This window comes from Desulfofarcimen acetoxidans DSM 771 (assembly GCF_000024205.1).
In the GTDB taxonomy this organism is placed as follows: Bacteria; Bacillota; Desulfotomaculia; order Desulfotomaculales; family Desulfofarciminaceae; genus Desulfofarcimen; species Desulfofarcimen acetoxidans.
Genome location: NC_013216.1, coordinates 2,645,341 through 2,662,576, shown reverse-complemented (window position 1 = coordinate 2,662,576; position 17,236 = coordinate 2,645,341). Strand labels below are relative to the sequence as shown.

Here is a 17,236-nt window from a genome sequence, read left to right as displayed (position 1 = left end):
TAAGTTTAATTTTTCAGTATAATTGTCCATATATTTTTTTAACTTAACCCCAAATATATTTTCTTATACTAGCTAGTGAAGGGAAAAGTGAAGGTGTATTGTGCATTTTTTCATAGTAATTACCATTAAAATAACTATTCAACATATTTTCCTCTAAACTAGCTCTTTTATTGGCCCATAGATATATACTTAAGGTATTAATAAGCATAATCCATGGATAAACTGACATAAGTGTCAGCCCGGAAACTAACAGTAGATAGCCTAAATATATTGGATGTCTAACTAGGCAGTAAGGTCCCCAATTTATAACTTTTTGTTCTTTAGTGATACTTGGTTCTCCAACAAAGAGTGGACCCAATGTTTTTGTTGCATGAAAAAATAACCCGAGTCCTAATAAAGAGGTAAAACCGCCTAATGAGATAACCCAAGGGAATTGAGGTAAAGAGGTTTGAAAAAGGTTAAAGCTGATGACAAACAGAAGAGTGGAAGAACATATAGAAAAGAAGAAAAAAATGGTATAAATAATACTAATCTCTTTACGATAAGCGACCCTAAGGGAATTAGTATTAAGTTTAAAAGAACTTCGCAGAAAAATAGCCAACATAAGAGTTATAATCAACCAATAGAATTGCTTAATAGTGAGAGATATAGACAACAAAATTGCAATAATAAAGAAAATGGCTATCATTTAATCACAACCTTAACAACTGTAGAAGTTGCACATATATTTATTATTATGGTGTCCTTTTCCGCTATATTTGTTGCAGCTTTAAATGGGGTTATTGATATTAAGTTATCTATTACGTTTTTACTTTTAGTTTTTACCGGACTTTGGCGCAAATATTTTCCAACCCCAGCTATATCAAGGCTTACACGGCACTAATAATAAAAATGTAGTAGCGAATATTTTTATGAATACACCAATAAAACCTTGATATATACTGGATTTCTGATAGAATTATAGTAGTCGCGAACAAATTGGAGGCTACGATGTTTCTCAAGAAATCCGTTAAGACAGTCAAAGGGAAAAAATACTCCCATTATAGTATAGTCGAATCATTTAGAGACAACGGTAAAGTTAAACACCGCTTAATTTTTGCAATTGGCCCTCTTGATGATGAAGCAGCCGATCGGTTACGCTTAACGCTTAATGCCCACTCTAACCAAGATCTTGTTGTGGCCAAATCTGATGATATTGTTGTCACAAAGCATGGAGCATATTTAGATGTAGCTGTTCTGGTTCATATCTGGCAACAATGGCAGTTTCACGAGTTCTTTCAGGATGACCGCTGGGTTACAGGTATGGTAATTAACCGTTGTATTGACCCGGTTGCGAAATGCAATGTGCAGGAGTGGATGACCAAAACAGTACTGCCTGCCTATATAGATACAGATCCATTGTCAATGAATGCATTTGATATCTTTCGAGAACTAGACCGACTATGCCAGCGAGAAACCGAGCTACAGTCATATATGTTTCGTAAAATTCAAGAAAAGCGACCAAATAGCCTGGATGTGTTTTTTTATGATATTACCTCTACATATGTAACAGGAAGTCGCTGCGTACTTACTAAGTTTGGCTACTCGCGGGATCACCGTCCCGATTGCGAACAAATTGTTATTGCTTTGATGATTACCCCGGATGGTTACCCTTTTTATTGGAAGTTGCTGGAGGGTAATACTCAGGATGTTTCCACAGTTTGCGACTTAATCCAAAACGTCAAGACTTGTTTTCCCATACAACACTGCACCATGGTTTTTGACCGAGGTATGGTATCTGCTGATAACCTTAAAACATTAGAGAAAACAAATTGGGATTATGTTTCGGCAATGGACAGGGACGAGATTAACGTATTATCATTTTTCGAAACAGCATTGCCAACCCCTCCTATGCCGGAGGACTGGGAACAAGTCTTGGCGATGCAGGAATTTCAACCAATAGATGATGACATATTGTATTACCGAGAATTTGAAGATGATAATCGGCGATACATTATAACTTTTGACGTGGCACGTTTTCTTGATGAGCACCAAATACAAAGAAATAAGGTAGAACAAATTAATAGGTGGCTAATCAAAAAAAATGGGGATTTGAAACAAGCCAAAAAATCAAGAAATCGTGACACTCTTGAGCGAGAAATCAGCAAAATCTCGAAACGGTTTCATGTTCATAAATATTTGTCCGTTCAGATTACGCCCTGTTCTCGTACCGTTACAACTAAAACTGGTAAATCTCGTACTGTTGAATCATTTCAGCTTTCAGATACTATTGACAACACTGCTTTGCAGAAAGAACAACGTTTGTATGGAATCACATGTTTTATCTCCAATATTACCCAAGAGCGTATATCTGCTCAGGAAATAGTACAGTGGTATCGACGGAAAAATAAAATTGAAGAAGCCTTTAGGGAGATAAAATCACATCTTGAATTACGTCCAATTTATTTAACCAGGGAGAAAAGAGTAAGGGCCCATGTTGCTGTTTGCATGCTAGCCTATTTTCTGAGAAATGATATTGAGCTCCAACTTAAGGAGCACGGAATTTCCAATTCAACTGAGACGGTTTTAGCCTTATTAGCTGAGTGCAAGGCTAATCGCTGGGTCTTTGATAAATCGGAGGCAAAGACACACTTAAATATCACAAAGGTCTCCGAAAAGCAACAACAAATATTAAAAGCGCTTGGATGTGAATCAATTGTGGACGTAAAGCATGTTAAAAACATTTTACAAAAGGCCGAAAATTGGCTGTAGTAGCGAACGCATTTTTTTAAGAGTACCTTAGCCCTTGCTACGACTGCATTTGGAAAAATCTTACGCCAAACTAAGGTTTTTATGTCCATATTCATGATTATTATCTCGCTTATTTTTTATTATAAATTAAGACGTAACAAAATGGCAAATAATCTTCTGAATATGGAGGACACTGAAAAAAAGAACGTATAGTTAAAAGCAAATCCCTGTCTTCTGCCGGGGATTTGCTTTTTTATAATTTCCTTGATATAGGTCGAACATTGAGATAGTTAATCATGAAGGCGAACAAGGTTACGGAGGTGCGATAATAAAGCTTGTCTCTATATTTGCAAATTATTACAATAAATTATTATTACTAAATGTCAGAGTTTAGCCAAAATAACAATAATAGGTGAAATAAGTAGTACAAATATGGTTATTATTTCATTTATTTAGGGGTAGTAAAATAGCATTGACAGTTTTATACATAAGCTATATAATCTCTATAAGTAATGTAAGACGGATAAGGAGGTTAGGTTATGTATACTGTCACCGTATCATCAAGAGGTCAGATTGTTTTGCCAGCGGAAATCCGTAAAAATTTACTGATAAAGGAAGGTGATGAATTAACAGTTAGGTTAGAAACCGGTGGAAGAATCACCTTTTCTACTAAGCATAAGGTAAAAAATAAGGGTATAGTAGCAGCAACGGCAGGTCTTTTATCCGATATGGAGGTAAGCGGTAAGGAGTTTGTTGAAAATATTCGCAGGGGTTCCGGTAGGAGGTTAGACGAAATTGAAAGTAGTAGTTGATACCAATATTATTATTGACCACCTCCGGGGCATACCCCAGGCTACAAAACAGCTACAGGAAATTGAAAACGGTAACTTTGAAGGTTTAATTTCAACTGTTGTCATTATGGAACTCTTAGCAGCACCAAAACCAAAAATATCTGAGAAGCGTTTAGTTGCAATTAATAACCTACTCCAAATTTTTGAGCATCTTCCCGTTGACGGGCAGATTGCAACAGTTGCAGGCAATTTACTTTCCCAGTATCGAGCCTCACACGGATTAGAACCAATGGATGCTCTAATAGGTGCTACTGCTCTGGTCAATGATGCAGTATTATTCACTCTTAGTAAGAAACATTTTAAATTTATCAAAGGTTTGGTGACTATTGATCCATATCTTGTAGAAGAAGATTAAAAAACAGCAGTAAAATGTGGTAAAATAGAATATGGGAATACAAAAATAACTAAACAAAATGGAGCCTCACCTTCCGGGGATATTTTCCTGAAAGGGGGTGGGGCGGATGATCACAGTATCTGATTCGATACAATTAATCATTGCAGTGATACTCCTCGTATAATAGAGTCAGAACAACCGAATACGACATGTTCTAAAATAGTAGAATGTTGTGGTCCGGATGTTCAGGGAACCGGTTCCCATATCAAGGGTACCTGGGTTTGATGAAGTCAATAACAATACCACAACAATGCAGTAAAGGTACCTATTAATCACGTGAATTACTGCATGTGGGTTACTTATTGGAAGTAGTTGCGCCAAGGTACCCAATCAATGATAGGATGGTGATGTCTATACGAACCGAAAATTTTATTGACAGAAAAATATCCACAGGCAAATCATTTTCAAAGAGACAGCCCACACTGAAAAATTAGTAAGATGAATTCATCAGTCCTCCTCGCATGTGGTGATATCCACAATGCTTTTTAAGTCTGTTTCTCTTTCCCCGTCAGGGTTTGATTCTGACACTTAGAATGTTTGCTTAGCAATTCTGATTTACGTGAGGCTGTTTAAACCCGGGGGAGTGGTGTTGTCAACTTTCTTTAAAGAGTGCTATAATTTACAATGGTTTAGATAGTACTTTTTAGGTGCCTGTCTGTCAATGTTTGATGAAATAAGCAATTTAAATAATCATTTAGTTAGAATGATCCCGGTAAGATGGTAAATTCTCAATACCCCGAGCAGCATAGACTGCTTAATAAAGTATGTTTCTTTTCCTTCTACGTTTTAGTTCTAACACCTAGCCTGTTCAGCATGATAGTTGACCTGGATGGCAGCAGATCCAGGTAGTCTCCCGCTCCATGTCAGTTCTGATTACGAGGATGTTCTCGCGTAGAAAACGGAAAAGTTAATCCACTTACCAGAGGTGTTTTTATGACAATATCCTTGCATGTTGGCATTGATATTGGTAAGAATAAGAATGTGGCTTGCTTTATGAAATTAGACGGAACGATTTTGTTGAAAAAGTTAGTTTTCGATAACTCCATTTCAGGTGCCGAGAGTTTGGCATCTAAAACTAAAGAGTTATCGATTAAAGATAGCTTTGATCATGTTGTTTTTGGAATGGAAGCTACTTCTTTATACCACTTTCACTTGATGAATTATTTACTAATCACCGAAGAATTAAAGCCATACAGGCCTACAGTTTACCAACTCAATGCCAGAAGTATCAAGAACTTCAAGAAGTCTTATCCTCCAAAGGGCAAGAACGATGCATATGACGCTTATATCATAGCTGAAAAACTAAGACACGGCAGATTACCTAAACCTTACGAGGTTGATGAGATGTATCTTCCGCTACAGCGACTGACCCGTTACAGGTTTCACCTGGTGGGTTCACTTGTGCGAGAAAAAAGTTATTTTTTAACTATGTTGTTTATGAAATTTAGTAATTATGGTGATGTATTCAGTGATATCTTTGGAGCCACCAGCATGTCTATTATTACCGATTTTTTTGGCCCGGAAGAAATTATTAATACACCACTTGAAGACTTGGTTCAATTGCTTGTGGATAAAGGAAATAAGCAATTTTCTAACCCTGAAACATTGGCTACTGAGCTAAAACGAATTTGCCGTGAATCCTACCGGATGAGTCCGAAGCTCACGGATTCGGTTAATCTGATTCTTGAAACCAGTATGAATAATATCCGCTTTTTTGAGCAAACCATCCGCAAATTGGACAGTGTGATTGCCAGGGATATGGCCAAGCTCTCGAATCCATTGATGTCAATCAAGGGAATTGGGCCAGTGTTTTCCGCCGGCATTATCTCTGAAATTGGGGATATTAACAAGTTCGAAGATCAGTCCCAGTTAGCTAAATTTTCAGGTATCACCTGGAATAGCAATCAATCCGGCGAATTTGACGGTGAAGATAAACCCCTGAATAGGGCTGGAAACCGGTATCTCAGGTATTATCTGATAGAAGCTGCGGACAGTTTGAGGAGACATAATGACGAGTACCGAGCTTACTATCAAAAAAAATTTCAAGAATCAAAAAAACATGCCCATAAACGAGCTCAGGTTCTTACAGCTAGGAAGTTTGTAAGGCTGGTTTTTTCCTTACTTTCAAAGAACCAGCTTTACAGGTCGGACAGGGGATAGCTGTTTAAATAACTGCGGTAACGGTGCTGATTAATATTCCTGCGGTTGTCTGCTGCCAACTGGCTAGGAATATTAATTATCATAGTTATCCACAGGTAAAAGAGTGGTGATGCACTGAAATATTATTTGTGCACCAATATATGTTTTTCCCTGAGCTTTATTGGTGCAAACAATAACCATATTTTAAGATTATGCCTTAATATCAGGGAATAATTTTATAGCCGCAACAGGAATTTTTGGGTGTTTCTGTGGTGGTTAATTTTTTATACCCAAAAACAAGGAAAAATATGTTTTTAAATTCCCTCTTGACATATTACCCTAGCACTTATCACCCTTGTTGTAAACATCACTAATCGTCGTCTTTAAATAGGTAACCCCTTAAACTGTTCGCAGCAGTTTAAGGGGCCTTAGATAAAACCTCGGTAGAGTGAGGCCAACAAGCATTTTGTTAGTTAAAGTATTCCCATTTATATTAACACATAGTAAAAATACTCGTCAAGTATTTTAGGTGTAAAATTATGTAATAATTAAGGGGGATTGATTTAATGAAAAAATTCTTTGTGTCAGTAATTGCCTTGGCCTTACTGACTGTGGTACTGCCATATATGAAACTAGCCCATGCCGACCAGCTAAAGGTATACCAAAATGACAAACTGATTAATTCTATAGTGTTCAAAATCAACGTACCTTATTACGTTGTAAATGGCCAAATGCCCGGCACTAAAATGGATGTTGCCCCGTTCATTCAGAGTGATCGAACCTTCATCCCGGTGAGGTTTTTAGGCAATGCTTTGGGTATATCTGACAATAACATCACCTGGGAACAAGATAGTCGGACAGCTATATTAAAGGGTAACTCTAATCTTAGAATGACTATCGGTAAGGCCCAAGTCGTCATCAATGGCGTAGTTAAAGATATTGATGTTGCACCGATGCTGAAAAATGATCGTACTTTTCTTCCGGCAAGGTATGTTGCTGAAGGTTTGAATTACCAGGTGGATTGGGACGAAGCCACGCAGACCGTTGTTTGCTGGCCACAGGGACAAAGCAAGCCAGATGTTTCGGCAGCGGTGGACTATCTAAAGGATACGCAGCAAATAGTAACTTCTACTGATAAACCGCAAATTGTTAAGGACATTGAGAGTATTTTGGTTGGTGCAACGGTTTATCCGCCTGGGAAGTATCGTGATGGGTGGGCATATATTGAGAAAAATAAGTATCAAGTACATTATGTAATGGATGAATCTGATACAGATTTGTCTATAATTCTAAAGCAAGGAACAGACGAAAAAGTTTTAACGAAGGTTAAAGAAATATTAAAACTATTCTTTCCAGAAAGTTATGAAAATGTTTTTAAATTAACTCAGTCAGAAATTAAGCTAAAACAGACTAACAATGGATATAACTCTCAAAAGGACTATAACTTTGACAACCGTGGTATGTGTATTAACGCTTTCCAGAATGATATAACTGGCATTTATGTTGTTATCAATAAGGAGGGTCGCTAATTGGTTAAATTTAGAATAAATACTTTGCATCAAAGAAGGTTATTCGTAGCCTTCTTTATTTTTACGCTGTTTTTGCTTTCGACTGGTGTATCATATGCAGGAACTGGTCTTGAGGATGCGCTTCAAGCACTGAATTTGCCGTCTTCAATATCTGTACAAGGAAAAATGATTTACGCACGTGTTGACGGTAATAGAATAGTATATGGCAATCCTGGCGATGTTATAGGAGTAAACCCTGCACAACAATATAAAGATGGTCAGTACAGATACCTTGGTTACACTTATACAGGCGAGCCATTTACAAATCAAGAATTTCCAAATGACGATACTCTTACTACATGGGAACAAAGAAACTGGATAAGTCAACCTTGGGATAAACAATATAAATTATGTGGTGAAAATGATGAATTTATTCCCGACAGTTCCTGGGATATGATACTATCCCAAGTGCCACCAATTATTGCTGATCCGTCATATTTAAAAGTTTTATCCGAACCCCTGGTTGCCTGGATCAACAACGATCTAGTTGCAGCAGTTGGTAGTGTTAGGGTTTGGCACAAGGATTCGTCCGGTAAAATATGGTACGAAACATTTAACATCGATCCAACACTTGCAATAGGACTAAAAACAAATAATGATATCTCAATAACAATAGATAGTGGAGTACCCAAAAATACAACGGTAAAACCCGGTGATAAATTCACAGGTCATGCAACACTTTTAGCAAATAAAATTTCTGGCAATGGATCATCTGTTATACCGGTTAACATTTACCAGCAGTTAAATAGTCAGGGAACATATATCCAGCAGAAAATAACATCTAAAAACACATCACAGACTACGTTCACAACAGAAGACAACAAACGGTTTAACGCTTATTCATGGATAGTTCATAGCGAAGGTGACACAATCACATTTGATTTTGATTGGATATGCCCGGACGATGTTTCTAAAATTAAATTTACAGCAGGAGTAAACCTAGATTATCCGGGCGAATCGGATCAAGTAAGTCCAGCGGAAAGCAAAATGCAAAATGTAATCACGGAAACAGACTATGGCAACAACAAAGCGTGGGTGGAAGTACCGATAGGTGACATATCAGCGGTTCCTATAATACCCGTGGACGGCATAGATATTGAAGCAACAAGTATTGATAGTGGTGTACCAAGTGGTACTAATGCCCAGCCGGGAAAGACGTACACAGGAAAAGCAATATTTACGACAATAAAACTACCTGCACCCGGTGAATATCATTTACCCGTGAATATTTACCACCAACCTGGTGGTAAGGGAACATACTATCAGGCTAAGATTAAGAATCTGAAACTTAGCACGTTCACTACAAGTACAGGAACGACTTTTTCTGCTTATGAATTGGTGATAAAAAAACAAGGGGATACCGTAGAAGTGATATTTGACTGGACATGCCCGGCTGCAGGTAAAACTAAATTAGTAACAGCCACAAATCTGGATTACCCTGGTGATACGGATCAGGTTAGTCCAGTAAATGGTAAAATGTCAATAACAACAACAGAAGCAGACTACAGCAACAACAAAGCCTGGGTGGAGCTACAAACTGATTATCAGAACCTCTGGGTAGAAATATTAGAATATCCAACATCTGTGCAGACATCTACAAACACCACAGTCAAAGCAAGAATACACAATGACCGGGGGGAACTTCTCACAACAAGGTTGGTATGGAAAGTTAACGGCAACATAATAAAAGACATACAGAATTATGATGTCATTGGGACACTTGATGCAGGTGTAAGTTTCACTATGCCGTCAAATGGTGCCAGTGTAACAGTAGAAGTTAATCCAGATAGAGATAGACCGTCTACCGAAACAAGTTTTATCGATAACAAAGCTAGTTGCTATATTAATGCCGTGGCAGTACCAACTACACCTTCTGATGGGTCGTCTGCGCTATCAATTGATATATCGGCACCGGCTGCTGTAGAAGCATTTAAGTCGTGGAAATATACTGTAGAAATAACTACTTATTTCAAAAAACCGAAAGTATCTGGTGATGAAGAAGAACCTTCACCGCCAACCATAACAATGAATGTAAATGCAACAGGTCAGTCAGCAGATACGAATGTAGACTACAACTATGATACCGGGTACCAAAAAATCATACCAGTAACAAAAACCGCAAAAGAGACGTTTAGTGCGGGATGGGGCAAGAAAACACATACTTATACCTATACTCATCCGGGTACCGGGCTATGGGGACAACCTACTTCCGTAATAATAAAAGCGACAGCAGCTGGTGGTTCTAAAAATGCCACGGATACTGCTAAAGTACAAATTAATCCCTTGTCTATACCAAATTTGGAAATACAACTATATCAATAAAACTAATGGTTAGCTCATAAGAGCTAACCATTTTCTATTTTTAGGGGTTAGATTTAATATAATGACGATAAAGCAACCCAAATAATAAGTCAAAAGAAAAGTGTGCAATGATTGGGGGTGTAATTGAATTAAAAATTAAGGTCAATATGGTTAGAGGAATACCTATTAAAAATACCACGACAAGATGAGGAGTTGATTTTTTTATGGTTTGATTCATACCTTTTCTAAAATGTTCCTTAGCATTAAATATGTGATTTAAGGTCCATAAAAAATTTGCAAAAATGATAATTAGAATTAAGTCAAGATTTAGACCATGTGTATTGTAAAAAACAAGTATAAATCCTCTTGCGTAAAACTCTTCACCTACTGCCGCTATAGTGGATATTAGGATTAAACTGAAAGTATTTCCTTTAGTAAGTATTTTACTGACAACGAAAGTTACGCTATCAGTCCAAATTTTTATTTTATGTAGTAGCAAATATCCTAAAAGAGCCAATACTATACCAGTTAATATACTGGCAGCGATAGAAGGTAACGTAATGTTTATTATTAATAAGGAAATGTTATTAAATAAAATATATGAGCTATATACAGCTATTGAAATAGTTATTAATAAGCTAAATAAAATGTATGGCATATTAAATTGTACTCCTAAAAGAAAATTTTTCTTTAGTATAATTAATATTGTTCTACTTTTTATCTTTTGTTCCTTGATAATATTTCATTTTTATCAGATTGATCAATTAATTAATAGGTTTTTGGGGTGGAAAACATTATTACCTACTAAAAAAACAACATTTAAAGAGAACATCATAACTTCTTTGTTAACAACAATAATAACGTTGATATGTTTAAAAGTGCCGCATCGTTGAAAGTTATAAATCCTATACCAGGCATGGAAATACAACTATTAATCAATAAAACTAATGGTTTGTTTTTTATTGGAATTTGAAGACAAAGAGACAGGGAGCCGCTACCGACTGACAAAAATATAAACTTGCCTGATGAGTCCCAGGTGGTGCCTGGGTGAAACCGACATAATTATCGGAGAACCGGGGACAATTATTCATCCCACCACCTTAGAGGTGGGGGAATTCTGGTGGGTTTTGGTTAAAAAATGCTTAATGGGAGGATACAACTTGTTGGCTGATGCATTATTTAAAGCTTTTATAATGTATAGTTTTGTCCTGAGTTTCTTCTATATTATATTCCCAATTCAGATTCATACATTATGGTTTTGGATACTTGCAATTATTTGCATGATATTGTGGGTATTTATTATACTTTTACTTATTGTTGGCTTAATTTTAGAATGGCGAAAAAAGAAAATTACTATAGCAAAGGGTTAGCTCTCAAAAGCTAACCCTTTACTATTTTTAGGGGCATTTAAAAAAAGGGGGGATTATTTACGAATGTATTAAAAAACGAAAGGGGATTGATTACCGCATACCTTGCGGTAATCCTTCCGGTAATGCTAATGTTTAGCGCATTAGGACTGGATTATGGCCGAGCATATGTTTTAAAACACCAACTGCAAGCTGCTTGTGATGCAGCTTCTTTGGCTGGAAGCAGTGCAGTGTCGGCTAAACTTATTACCGATGGGACAGGAAGTGTCACCAATAAAAAACTGCTGTTAGACCCCATAATAGCAGAAGCCAGAGCGACAGATGTTTGGAACCAAAATGTTAGCAGCATGAAATTCATTGATAAAGGTGTAACAATAGTTGATACAAGTAATCATAGTGCGCTTGACGAAGACTCTGACGGTTATTTGGATGCCTACAAGTGGGGTGTTACGGCAAAAATTCAAAGTTATATCGCAGGACCTATATCAGGGATGGGAAACCATATAACCGTTACCAGGGTAGCTATAAGCAAGGCCAAAGACACATAAGAAAGGAGAGAAAGCTATTTATAACAATTTTGTATTGCTGGGGTTAAATAAATCTGTATTTCTTATTGTTTTTTCAATATGGAGCCTATTCACAATTGTATACCCTTTAGCGGAATTTAGCTTATGTAGCATGGTGTTTATTATCTACATTACATCAATTCTTTGCTGGGCAAAATACCATAAGTTAAAATCCAAAAAACTGGGTTTATCTGCAACTATTTTGTATCCCTGTAACGGCTGGATATATAATTTGTACACTCGAAAATATGGTATCTTTGTATCCGGCCGGGTAACGGAAATGCACGTAAACCCCTCAAAAAAGTACGAAAGTATAGAACAATTTAAGGAAAAATTAGAACATGATTTAAGAAAAATACAAGAATTAAAAGTAAATGGTAAATTATCCACTGTCACATTAAACACGTTCAATCGCTTTTGGCTTGACAAGACAATGGAAATTTTAGAAGGCCGGAGATATTCCGGGATTGTTTTATCTAAAGATTTCTTAAATCTGTATAATCCTAAAAAACATAAAAAAATATTCAAAAAAATGTTTAGTCAAGAACTGAATAAGCCCGGTCGAAATAAATCCGAACAGTGGGACTTGATAATTTCTTGAAAGGAGTGTCTATTTGAAATTATTTAATAAAAAATCAAGCAGCTATCTTTTATTTATTACTCTTATAGCTGCCGTTGCAGCTGGATTTTTAGGCATGCAAACAATAAGAAAGTATACCGCGGTGCTGCCGGTTGTGGTTGCTAAGGTTGAAATTCCGGCTTACACACCGATAACAGAAGAAAATGAGAAAGAAATGCTTGCTGTAGAAAACATACCTAAAGCAGCAATTAAACAAGGTATGTTCCCAAACAGTCAAAATTTAATTGGAAAAGTAACCAGAACTGTTATTCCGGCAGGCTACCCTGTCAGCAAAGATTTTCTGGCAATCGAAGGACCAGGAAGTTTGTTAACCACGCAGATATCGCAATTCAAAGATCCTAAACTAAGGGCTACTCCGGTAACAGTGCAAGGAGTAAATGCTTTAGACGGTAAAATAATGCCCGGTGATCGTGTCGATGTAGTTGGTAATATGAAACTTCCAATGGGCGGATTACAACAACCCGTTAGTCAGACAATCGGAGTTCAGGTACCCGTAATAGCAGTCACAGGGGAACCGAATAAACCGACCGGCGTAATATTGGGGTTAACTCCCCAACAGGCACAGGATGTAGGATTTGCTGAAACAGCAGGTACTATAAAATTGTCTCTCAATCCGTATCAACCTGATACAAACGCGGCCAGAACCACACCAACAACATCTCAAAGTTTTATTGAAAAATATATTCAGCAACAGCAACAAATCAATGCAGGAGGCTAATTAATTAATGAAAGTATTAATTTGTGATACAAATGCAGAATTTATAAGGTCATTGACTACTGCCGTTAATGCAGATTTTGTTGTTGCAACAACTACTCAAGACGCTTTTAATAACGGTATGGTGAATATAGCCGTAATATCGGATGATTTTTCTGAATGGGAAGCTATTGCCCGACACTTAAGTAGCCAAGGTGTTGACTGCTATATTTTAACTGCGAACATAACTAACATTGAAATCTGGAAAAAGTCAACTTTCAACGGGTGTAAAGGTGTTTGGTTAAAAGAAACTGCTGCAACCGAAATGTCCGGGAAAATACAAACTTCATCGGTTAAAAGACCTTTACGCGAACAACTGACAAGACAAAGTACACCTGATTACAGTCAAGTCAACAATGCTCAAATAAACAATGTGGTACCAGAACGGAAACGTAACCAACCTTTTCCGGTACATGGACAGCAGAAGCCAACTATAATTCCTAAACGGGAATTAATCTGCTTTTTCGGTGTAAATGGCGGTGTGGGTAAGACTACAATGGCCATTAATACGGGTATTGCTCTGGCAAAGCAAGGTCAGAGCACCGTACTGGTTGATTTTGATGTTTTCAGCGGTGATGTTGTAACCAGGCTTAAAGTGAAACCAACAACCACGATGGTTGACTGGATACGCGGGAACAGTGATGATTTGAGCCAATGCCTTGCAGATCATCATTCTACAGGACTAAAAATATTACCGGCTCCTCTCAATCACGAAGAAGGGGAACTGATCAATCCGGAAATAACCGGTAAAATACTCTCAATTTTAACACGTCGTTTTGATGTTGTTATTGTTGATACAGCGCCACTGTTAATTGCTCCTACATTAATAACGATTGAACACGCAACAAGGGTATTTATTCTGGTTCCTCCCGATTCTGCAACAGTAGCTAAAACGAACACGGTAATTAGAAGAATGGACATGATTAACTTTGAAAAGGATAAATTTTCATTGTTAGTTACAAAAATGCCCAAAAAACAACCTTTGAGAGTAAATGACATGACGTCTGTACTAAATATGAAATTGGCCGGCATAATTCCATATGACGAAGGGGTGCAGGTAGAAAGCAACCTGGGAACACCGCCTGTGCTGAGCCGCAGGGCCAGCAAATTTGCTAAGTCTGTAACCAGCTTGTGTAACACAATCATACCGTCAAATATAGCTCCGGAAAAAAGCAGTTTATTAAAATTTGCTTTTTGGAAACGTTCAGGGGGTGCATTTTAATTGAAGTTATCATCAAATACCTACCAGATATCGGGAGGTACCGGTTCCGGTAAAACATCAATAATTGATGCTTTAAATTCCTCTATCCCAGATAATGAGCGAATTGTAGTTATCGAAGATGCGTCTGAATTGCAATCTAGACCTTCTAAAGTAGAAGGTAAGGGTACAACTAATCTCCCTATTCTCCCTACTTTCCATGAGTTGGTCAGAGAATCACTCCGTATGACACCGAATAGAATTATTATCGGTGAAATACGTGGCGAAGAAATAGTAGACCTGCTAACTGCTATGAATACAGGTCATGACGGTTCTTATGCTACCTGGCATGGCAATACGCCGAGAGACATGGTTAATAGACGAATCTAGACCTTCCCAAAAAATACTGCATAAATGAAAAGGAGGTACATTTTAATTGACATTGGCTGTTAAACCAAACTTTGATTATTTTACGCAAAAAGTTAAGGATTCCGGCGGCACGATTGTAAACGATCAACACTTAGGATTAATAGATGCCCAAACATTGCGTGTTAAGGTAAATGAGATTATCCAAGGTTTTGACAAACAACTCGTAGCAATGAAGCACGACCCTTTAATCAGGGGAAAATTGCGAGGCATGATCCATGAGGCAGTAATGACGGAGGGGAAAAACTTCCCCTCCATTATGCTGCCGGCGCTGGATGCGCTGGCGGAAGAAATTCAAGACGAAATACTGGGATTCGGAGTAATAACCAAGTTACTTGATGATCCGGATGTCACTGAAGTAATGGTACAAGGGAAGAGAGTTGGCCCTGTAAAAACCGTTATGGAAATATTTTATGAAAAAGACGGATTACTTACAAAAGCAGATGTAATACCACCGGATGAAGAAGCCATATTGGCTATCATTGAAAAAATCGGTTCCCCAATAGGTCGTCGCGTTGATGAATCAACTCCGCTGATGGATGCCAGGCTACCGGATGGTTCCAGGGTAAACGCTGTAATTCCACCGTTGGCTTTAGACGGTCCGTGTCTTACAATCCGTAAATTTAGAAAGGCATTAGATATGGATAAATTGATCCATACCTACCACACTATGTCCGAGCAAGATGCTGAGTTTATTAAGTCTTGTGTTGAGAATAGAATGAACATATTGATCTCAGGGGGGACCGGTTCCGGTAAAACATCATCACTTAATGCTGTAAGTTCTTTTATTCCAGAGAATGAGAGAATTATAACCATAGAGGATGCGGCTGAGTTACAGTTAAATCAGCCGCATGTGGTGAGACTTGAATCTAAACCTCCCAACGTTGAGGGTAGAGGCGCGATTACAATTCGGGAGCTGGTTAGAAACTCTTTACGTATGCGGCCAGACAGAATCGTAGTCGGTGAGGTACGTAGCGGGGAAGCGTTAGATATGTTGACGGCGATGAACACCGGTCACGACGGTTCTTTGACTACCGGTCACGCCAATACGCCAAGAGACATGGTTAGCAGATTAGAAACGATGGTGCTGATGTCTGGTATGGAATTACCCAGCCGGGCAATAAGAGAGCAGATTGCCGCAGCAATAGATTTGATTATACAGCAAACCAGGCTGAAGGACGGTAGAAGAAAAATATCTCATATCACTGGGATACTTGGTATCAGCGGAGAGACTATTCTTATGCAGGACATATTACTATATGATAAAAATGAAGATAGATTAGTACCTGCGCCAGGCAGAAGTGCATTTATACCGGTATTAGAAAAAGCGGGTATAGAAATACCCTCCTGGATCAAGGAGGAATAACAATGGAGTCTATATATTTTGGGCTGCTGATTTTCATTGCTGTAATGTTTTATGGTTGTGTATGTATACTTAAAATTAAGAACATGAGGACAGTGCTTCAGGAAATAGTGGGATTAGAGGAGGAAGCACGTAAAGAAAAACTTGCACGGTACCGAATTCCCAAGCTCAATATTGGAATTCTGAGCAAAATCAGTTCAAAGGCTAAGAAAGCCAATTTGAATTTTGGTGAATTAGAGGTATTTGCTATGGAAGTATTATGCGCTGCCATAGCTTTTGGCATATTAAAGTTTCTTTTTACAAGTACTTATGTTGCACTTATTGGTATTCCAATCGGGTTATATGTTCCGATCAATATATTAAATGCCATGATCAGCAAACGCGGTGAATTGTTAGCAAAGCAGCTTCACGGCTGCCTAATCATATGGGCAAACAGTTTGCGGTCGGGTGTATCTCTCGCCCAGGCTATAGCTGGATCAATTGGCCGTGTGGCTCCCCAAATAAATGAAGAGTTGAAAAGAATCAAATATGATATAGACTTAGGATTTTCAAGCGCTGATGCGCTTGAAAAGGCGTTAGTGAGAATTCCTGTAGCAGAGTTTAAGATGGTAGTTATGACAGCAAAAATACATCGTCAACTTGGCGGAAATCTAGCCGAAAGATTTGATAATATCTGCCTGACAATCGAAGAGAGGATTGCAACACGCGACGTCTTAAAGGCCCATACAACACAAGCAAAGCTGGGAGCGGTTGTTGCTGGTTTAATGCCTTTTATTGTGCTAATAATACTAAAAACAATGTCACCAGATTATTTGAAACCTATGCTGGATAGTCCCTATGGAACTATGATGCTCATGTTATCTGTTTTTTTAGTATTTCTTGGTTGGTTTACAATCAATAAACTAAGTACCATTAAATTTAATTGATAGGAGTGATTAT

The 17,236-nt window shown here is 37.8% G+C and carries 15 protein-coding genes and 1 pseudogene; 14 read left to right on the top strand and 2 right to left on the bottom strand.

Translation table 11 applies throughout. The annotated features are described in order from the left end of the window. Positions 1-43: 43 nt before the first annotated feature. On the bottom strand, positions 44-421 hold the full coding sequence (locus tag DTOX_RS25340; RefSeq protein WP_422698407.1) for a methyltransferase family protein: 378 nt from the start codon (positions 419-421) through the stop codon (positions 44-46). Between the two features lie 27 nt (positions 422-448). Between DTOX_RS25340 and DTOX_RS24340 the strand changes: the two genes are divergently transcribed. The 7 genes from DTOX_RS24340 to DTOX_RS21545 all read left to right on the top strand — a co-directional run bounded on the left by DTOX_RS24340 (position 449) and on the right by DTOX_RS21545 (position 10,004). Next, the gene (locus DTOX_RS24340; protein WP_015758005.1) at positions 449-883 is read left to right on the top strand and encodes a hypothetical protein; all 435 of its coding nucleotides are present in this window, start codon (positions 449-451) and stop codon (positions 881-883) included. Between the two features lie 107 nt (positions 884-990). Continuing rightward, positions 991-2,751: an IS1634 family transposase gene (locus tag DTOX_RS12245; protein ID WP_015756162.1), complete on the top strand. Its 1,761-nt coding sequence runs from the start codon at positions 991-993 to the stop codon at positions 2,749-2,751. Between the two features lie 518 nt (positions 2,752-3,269). Continuing rightward, a complete protein-coding gene (locus DTOX_RS12240; protein WP_015758004.1) occupies positions 3,270-3,542 on the top strand; it encodes an AbrB/MazE/SpoVT family DNA-binding domain-containing protein in 273 nt (90 codons plus the stop codon). Next, positions 3,526-3,936, top strand: coding sequence for a type II toxin-antitoxin system VapC family toxin (locus DTOX_RS12235; RefSeq protein WP_015758003.1), 411 nt, complete (start codon positions 3,526-3,528; stop codon positions 3,934-3,936). Before DTOX_RS12240 ends, DTOX_RS12235 begins: the two co-directional genes overlap by 17 nt. A 972-nt stretch (positions 3,937-4,908) precedes the next feature. Next, a complete protein-coding gene (locus DTOX_RS12230) occupies positions 4,909-6,135 on the top strand; it encodes an IS110 family RNA-guided transposase (RefSeq protein WP_015756467.1) in 1,227 nt (408 codons plus the stop codon). Between the two features lie 545 nt (positions 6,136-6,680). After that, positions 6,681-7,643, top strand: coding sequence for a copper amine oxidase N-terminal domain-containing protein (locus tag DTOX_RS21550; protein ID WP_015758002.1), 963 nt, complete (start codon positions 6,681-6,683; stop codon positions 7,641-7,643). Continuing rightward, the gene (locus DTOX_RS21545) at positions 7,644-10,004 is read left to right on the top strand and encodes an Athe_2463 domain-containing protein (RefSeq protein ID WP_015758001.1); all 2,361 of its coding nucleotides are present in this window, start codon (positions 7,644-7,646) and stop codon (positions 10,002-10,004) included. Between the two features lie 40 nt (positions 10,005-10,044). Here the strand turns inward: DTOX_RS21545 and DTOX_RS12215 are convergent, their stop codons facing one another. Continuing rightward, positions 10,045-10,641, bottom strand: a complete 597-nt coding sequence (locus DTOX_RS12215) for a CPBP family glutamic-type intramembrane protease (protein ID WP_015758000.1) — start codon at positions 10,639-10,641, stop codon at positions 10,045-10,047. Positions 10,642-11,439: 798 nt separating this feature from the next. On the opposite strand from DTOX_RS12215, the gene DTOX_RS12200 reads away from it, so the two are divergent. The 7 genes and pseudogenes from DTOX_RS12200 to DTOX_RS12170 all read left to right on the top strand — a co-directional run bounded on the left by DTOX_RS12200 (position 11,440) and on the right by DTOX_RS12170 (position 17,223). After that, a complete protein-coding gene (locus DTOX_RS12200; protein WP_042315774.1) occupies positions 11,440-11,898 on the top strand; it encodes a Tad domain-containing protein in 459 nt (152 codons plus the stop codon). A 250-nt stretch (positions 11,899-12,148) separates the two neighbouring features. Beyond that, a complete protein-coding gene (locus DTOX_RS23020) occupies positions 12,149-12,517 on the top strand; it encodes a hypothetical protein (protein WP_157862940.1) in 369 nt (122 codons plus the stop codon). Between the two features lie 13 nt (positions 12,518-12,530). Further along, a complete protein-coding gene (gene cpaB, locus DTOX_RS12190; protein ID WP_015757997.1) occupies positions 12,531-13,274 on the top strand; it encodes a Flp pilus assembly protein CpaB in 744 nt (247 codons plus the stop codon). A 7-nt stretch (positions 13,275-13,281) separates the two neighbouring features. Beyond that, positions 13,282-14,532, top strand: a complete 1,251-nt coding sequence (locus DTOX_RS12185) for a CpaE/TadZ family protein (RefSeq protein ID WP_015757996.1) — start codon at positions 13,282-13,284, stop codon at positions 14,530-14,532. 27 nt (positions 14,533-14,559) lie between these two features. Then, a pseudogene (locus DTOX_RS12180) lies at positions 14,560-14,889 on the top strand (ATPase, T2SS/T4P/T4SS family); the annotation flags it as partial. Between the two features lie 55 nt (positions 14,890-14,944). Next, complete coding sequence (locus tag DTOX_RS12175; protein WP_015757995.1) at positions 14,945-16,300, top strand: TadA family conjugal transfer-associated ATPase; 1,356 nt, start codon at positions 14,945-14,947, stop codon at positions 16,298-16,300. Between the two features lie 2 nt (positions 16,301-16,302). Beyond that, a complete protein-coding gene (locus tag DTOX_RS12170) occupies positions 16,303-17,223 on the top strand; it encodes a type II secretion system F family protein (protein ID WP_015757994.1) in 921 nt (306 codons plus the stop codon). Positions 17,224-17,236 lie beyond the last annotated feature (13 nt).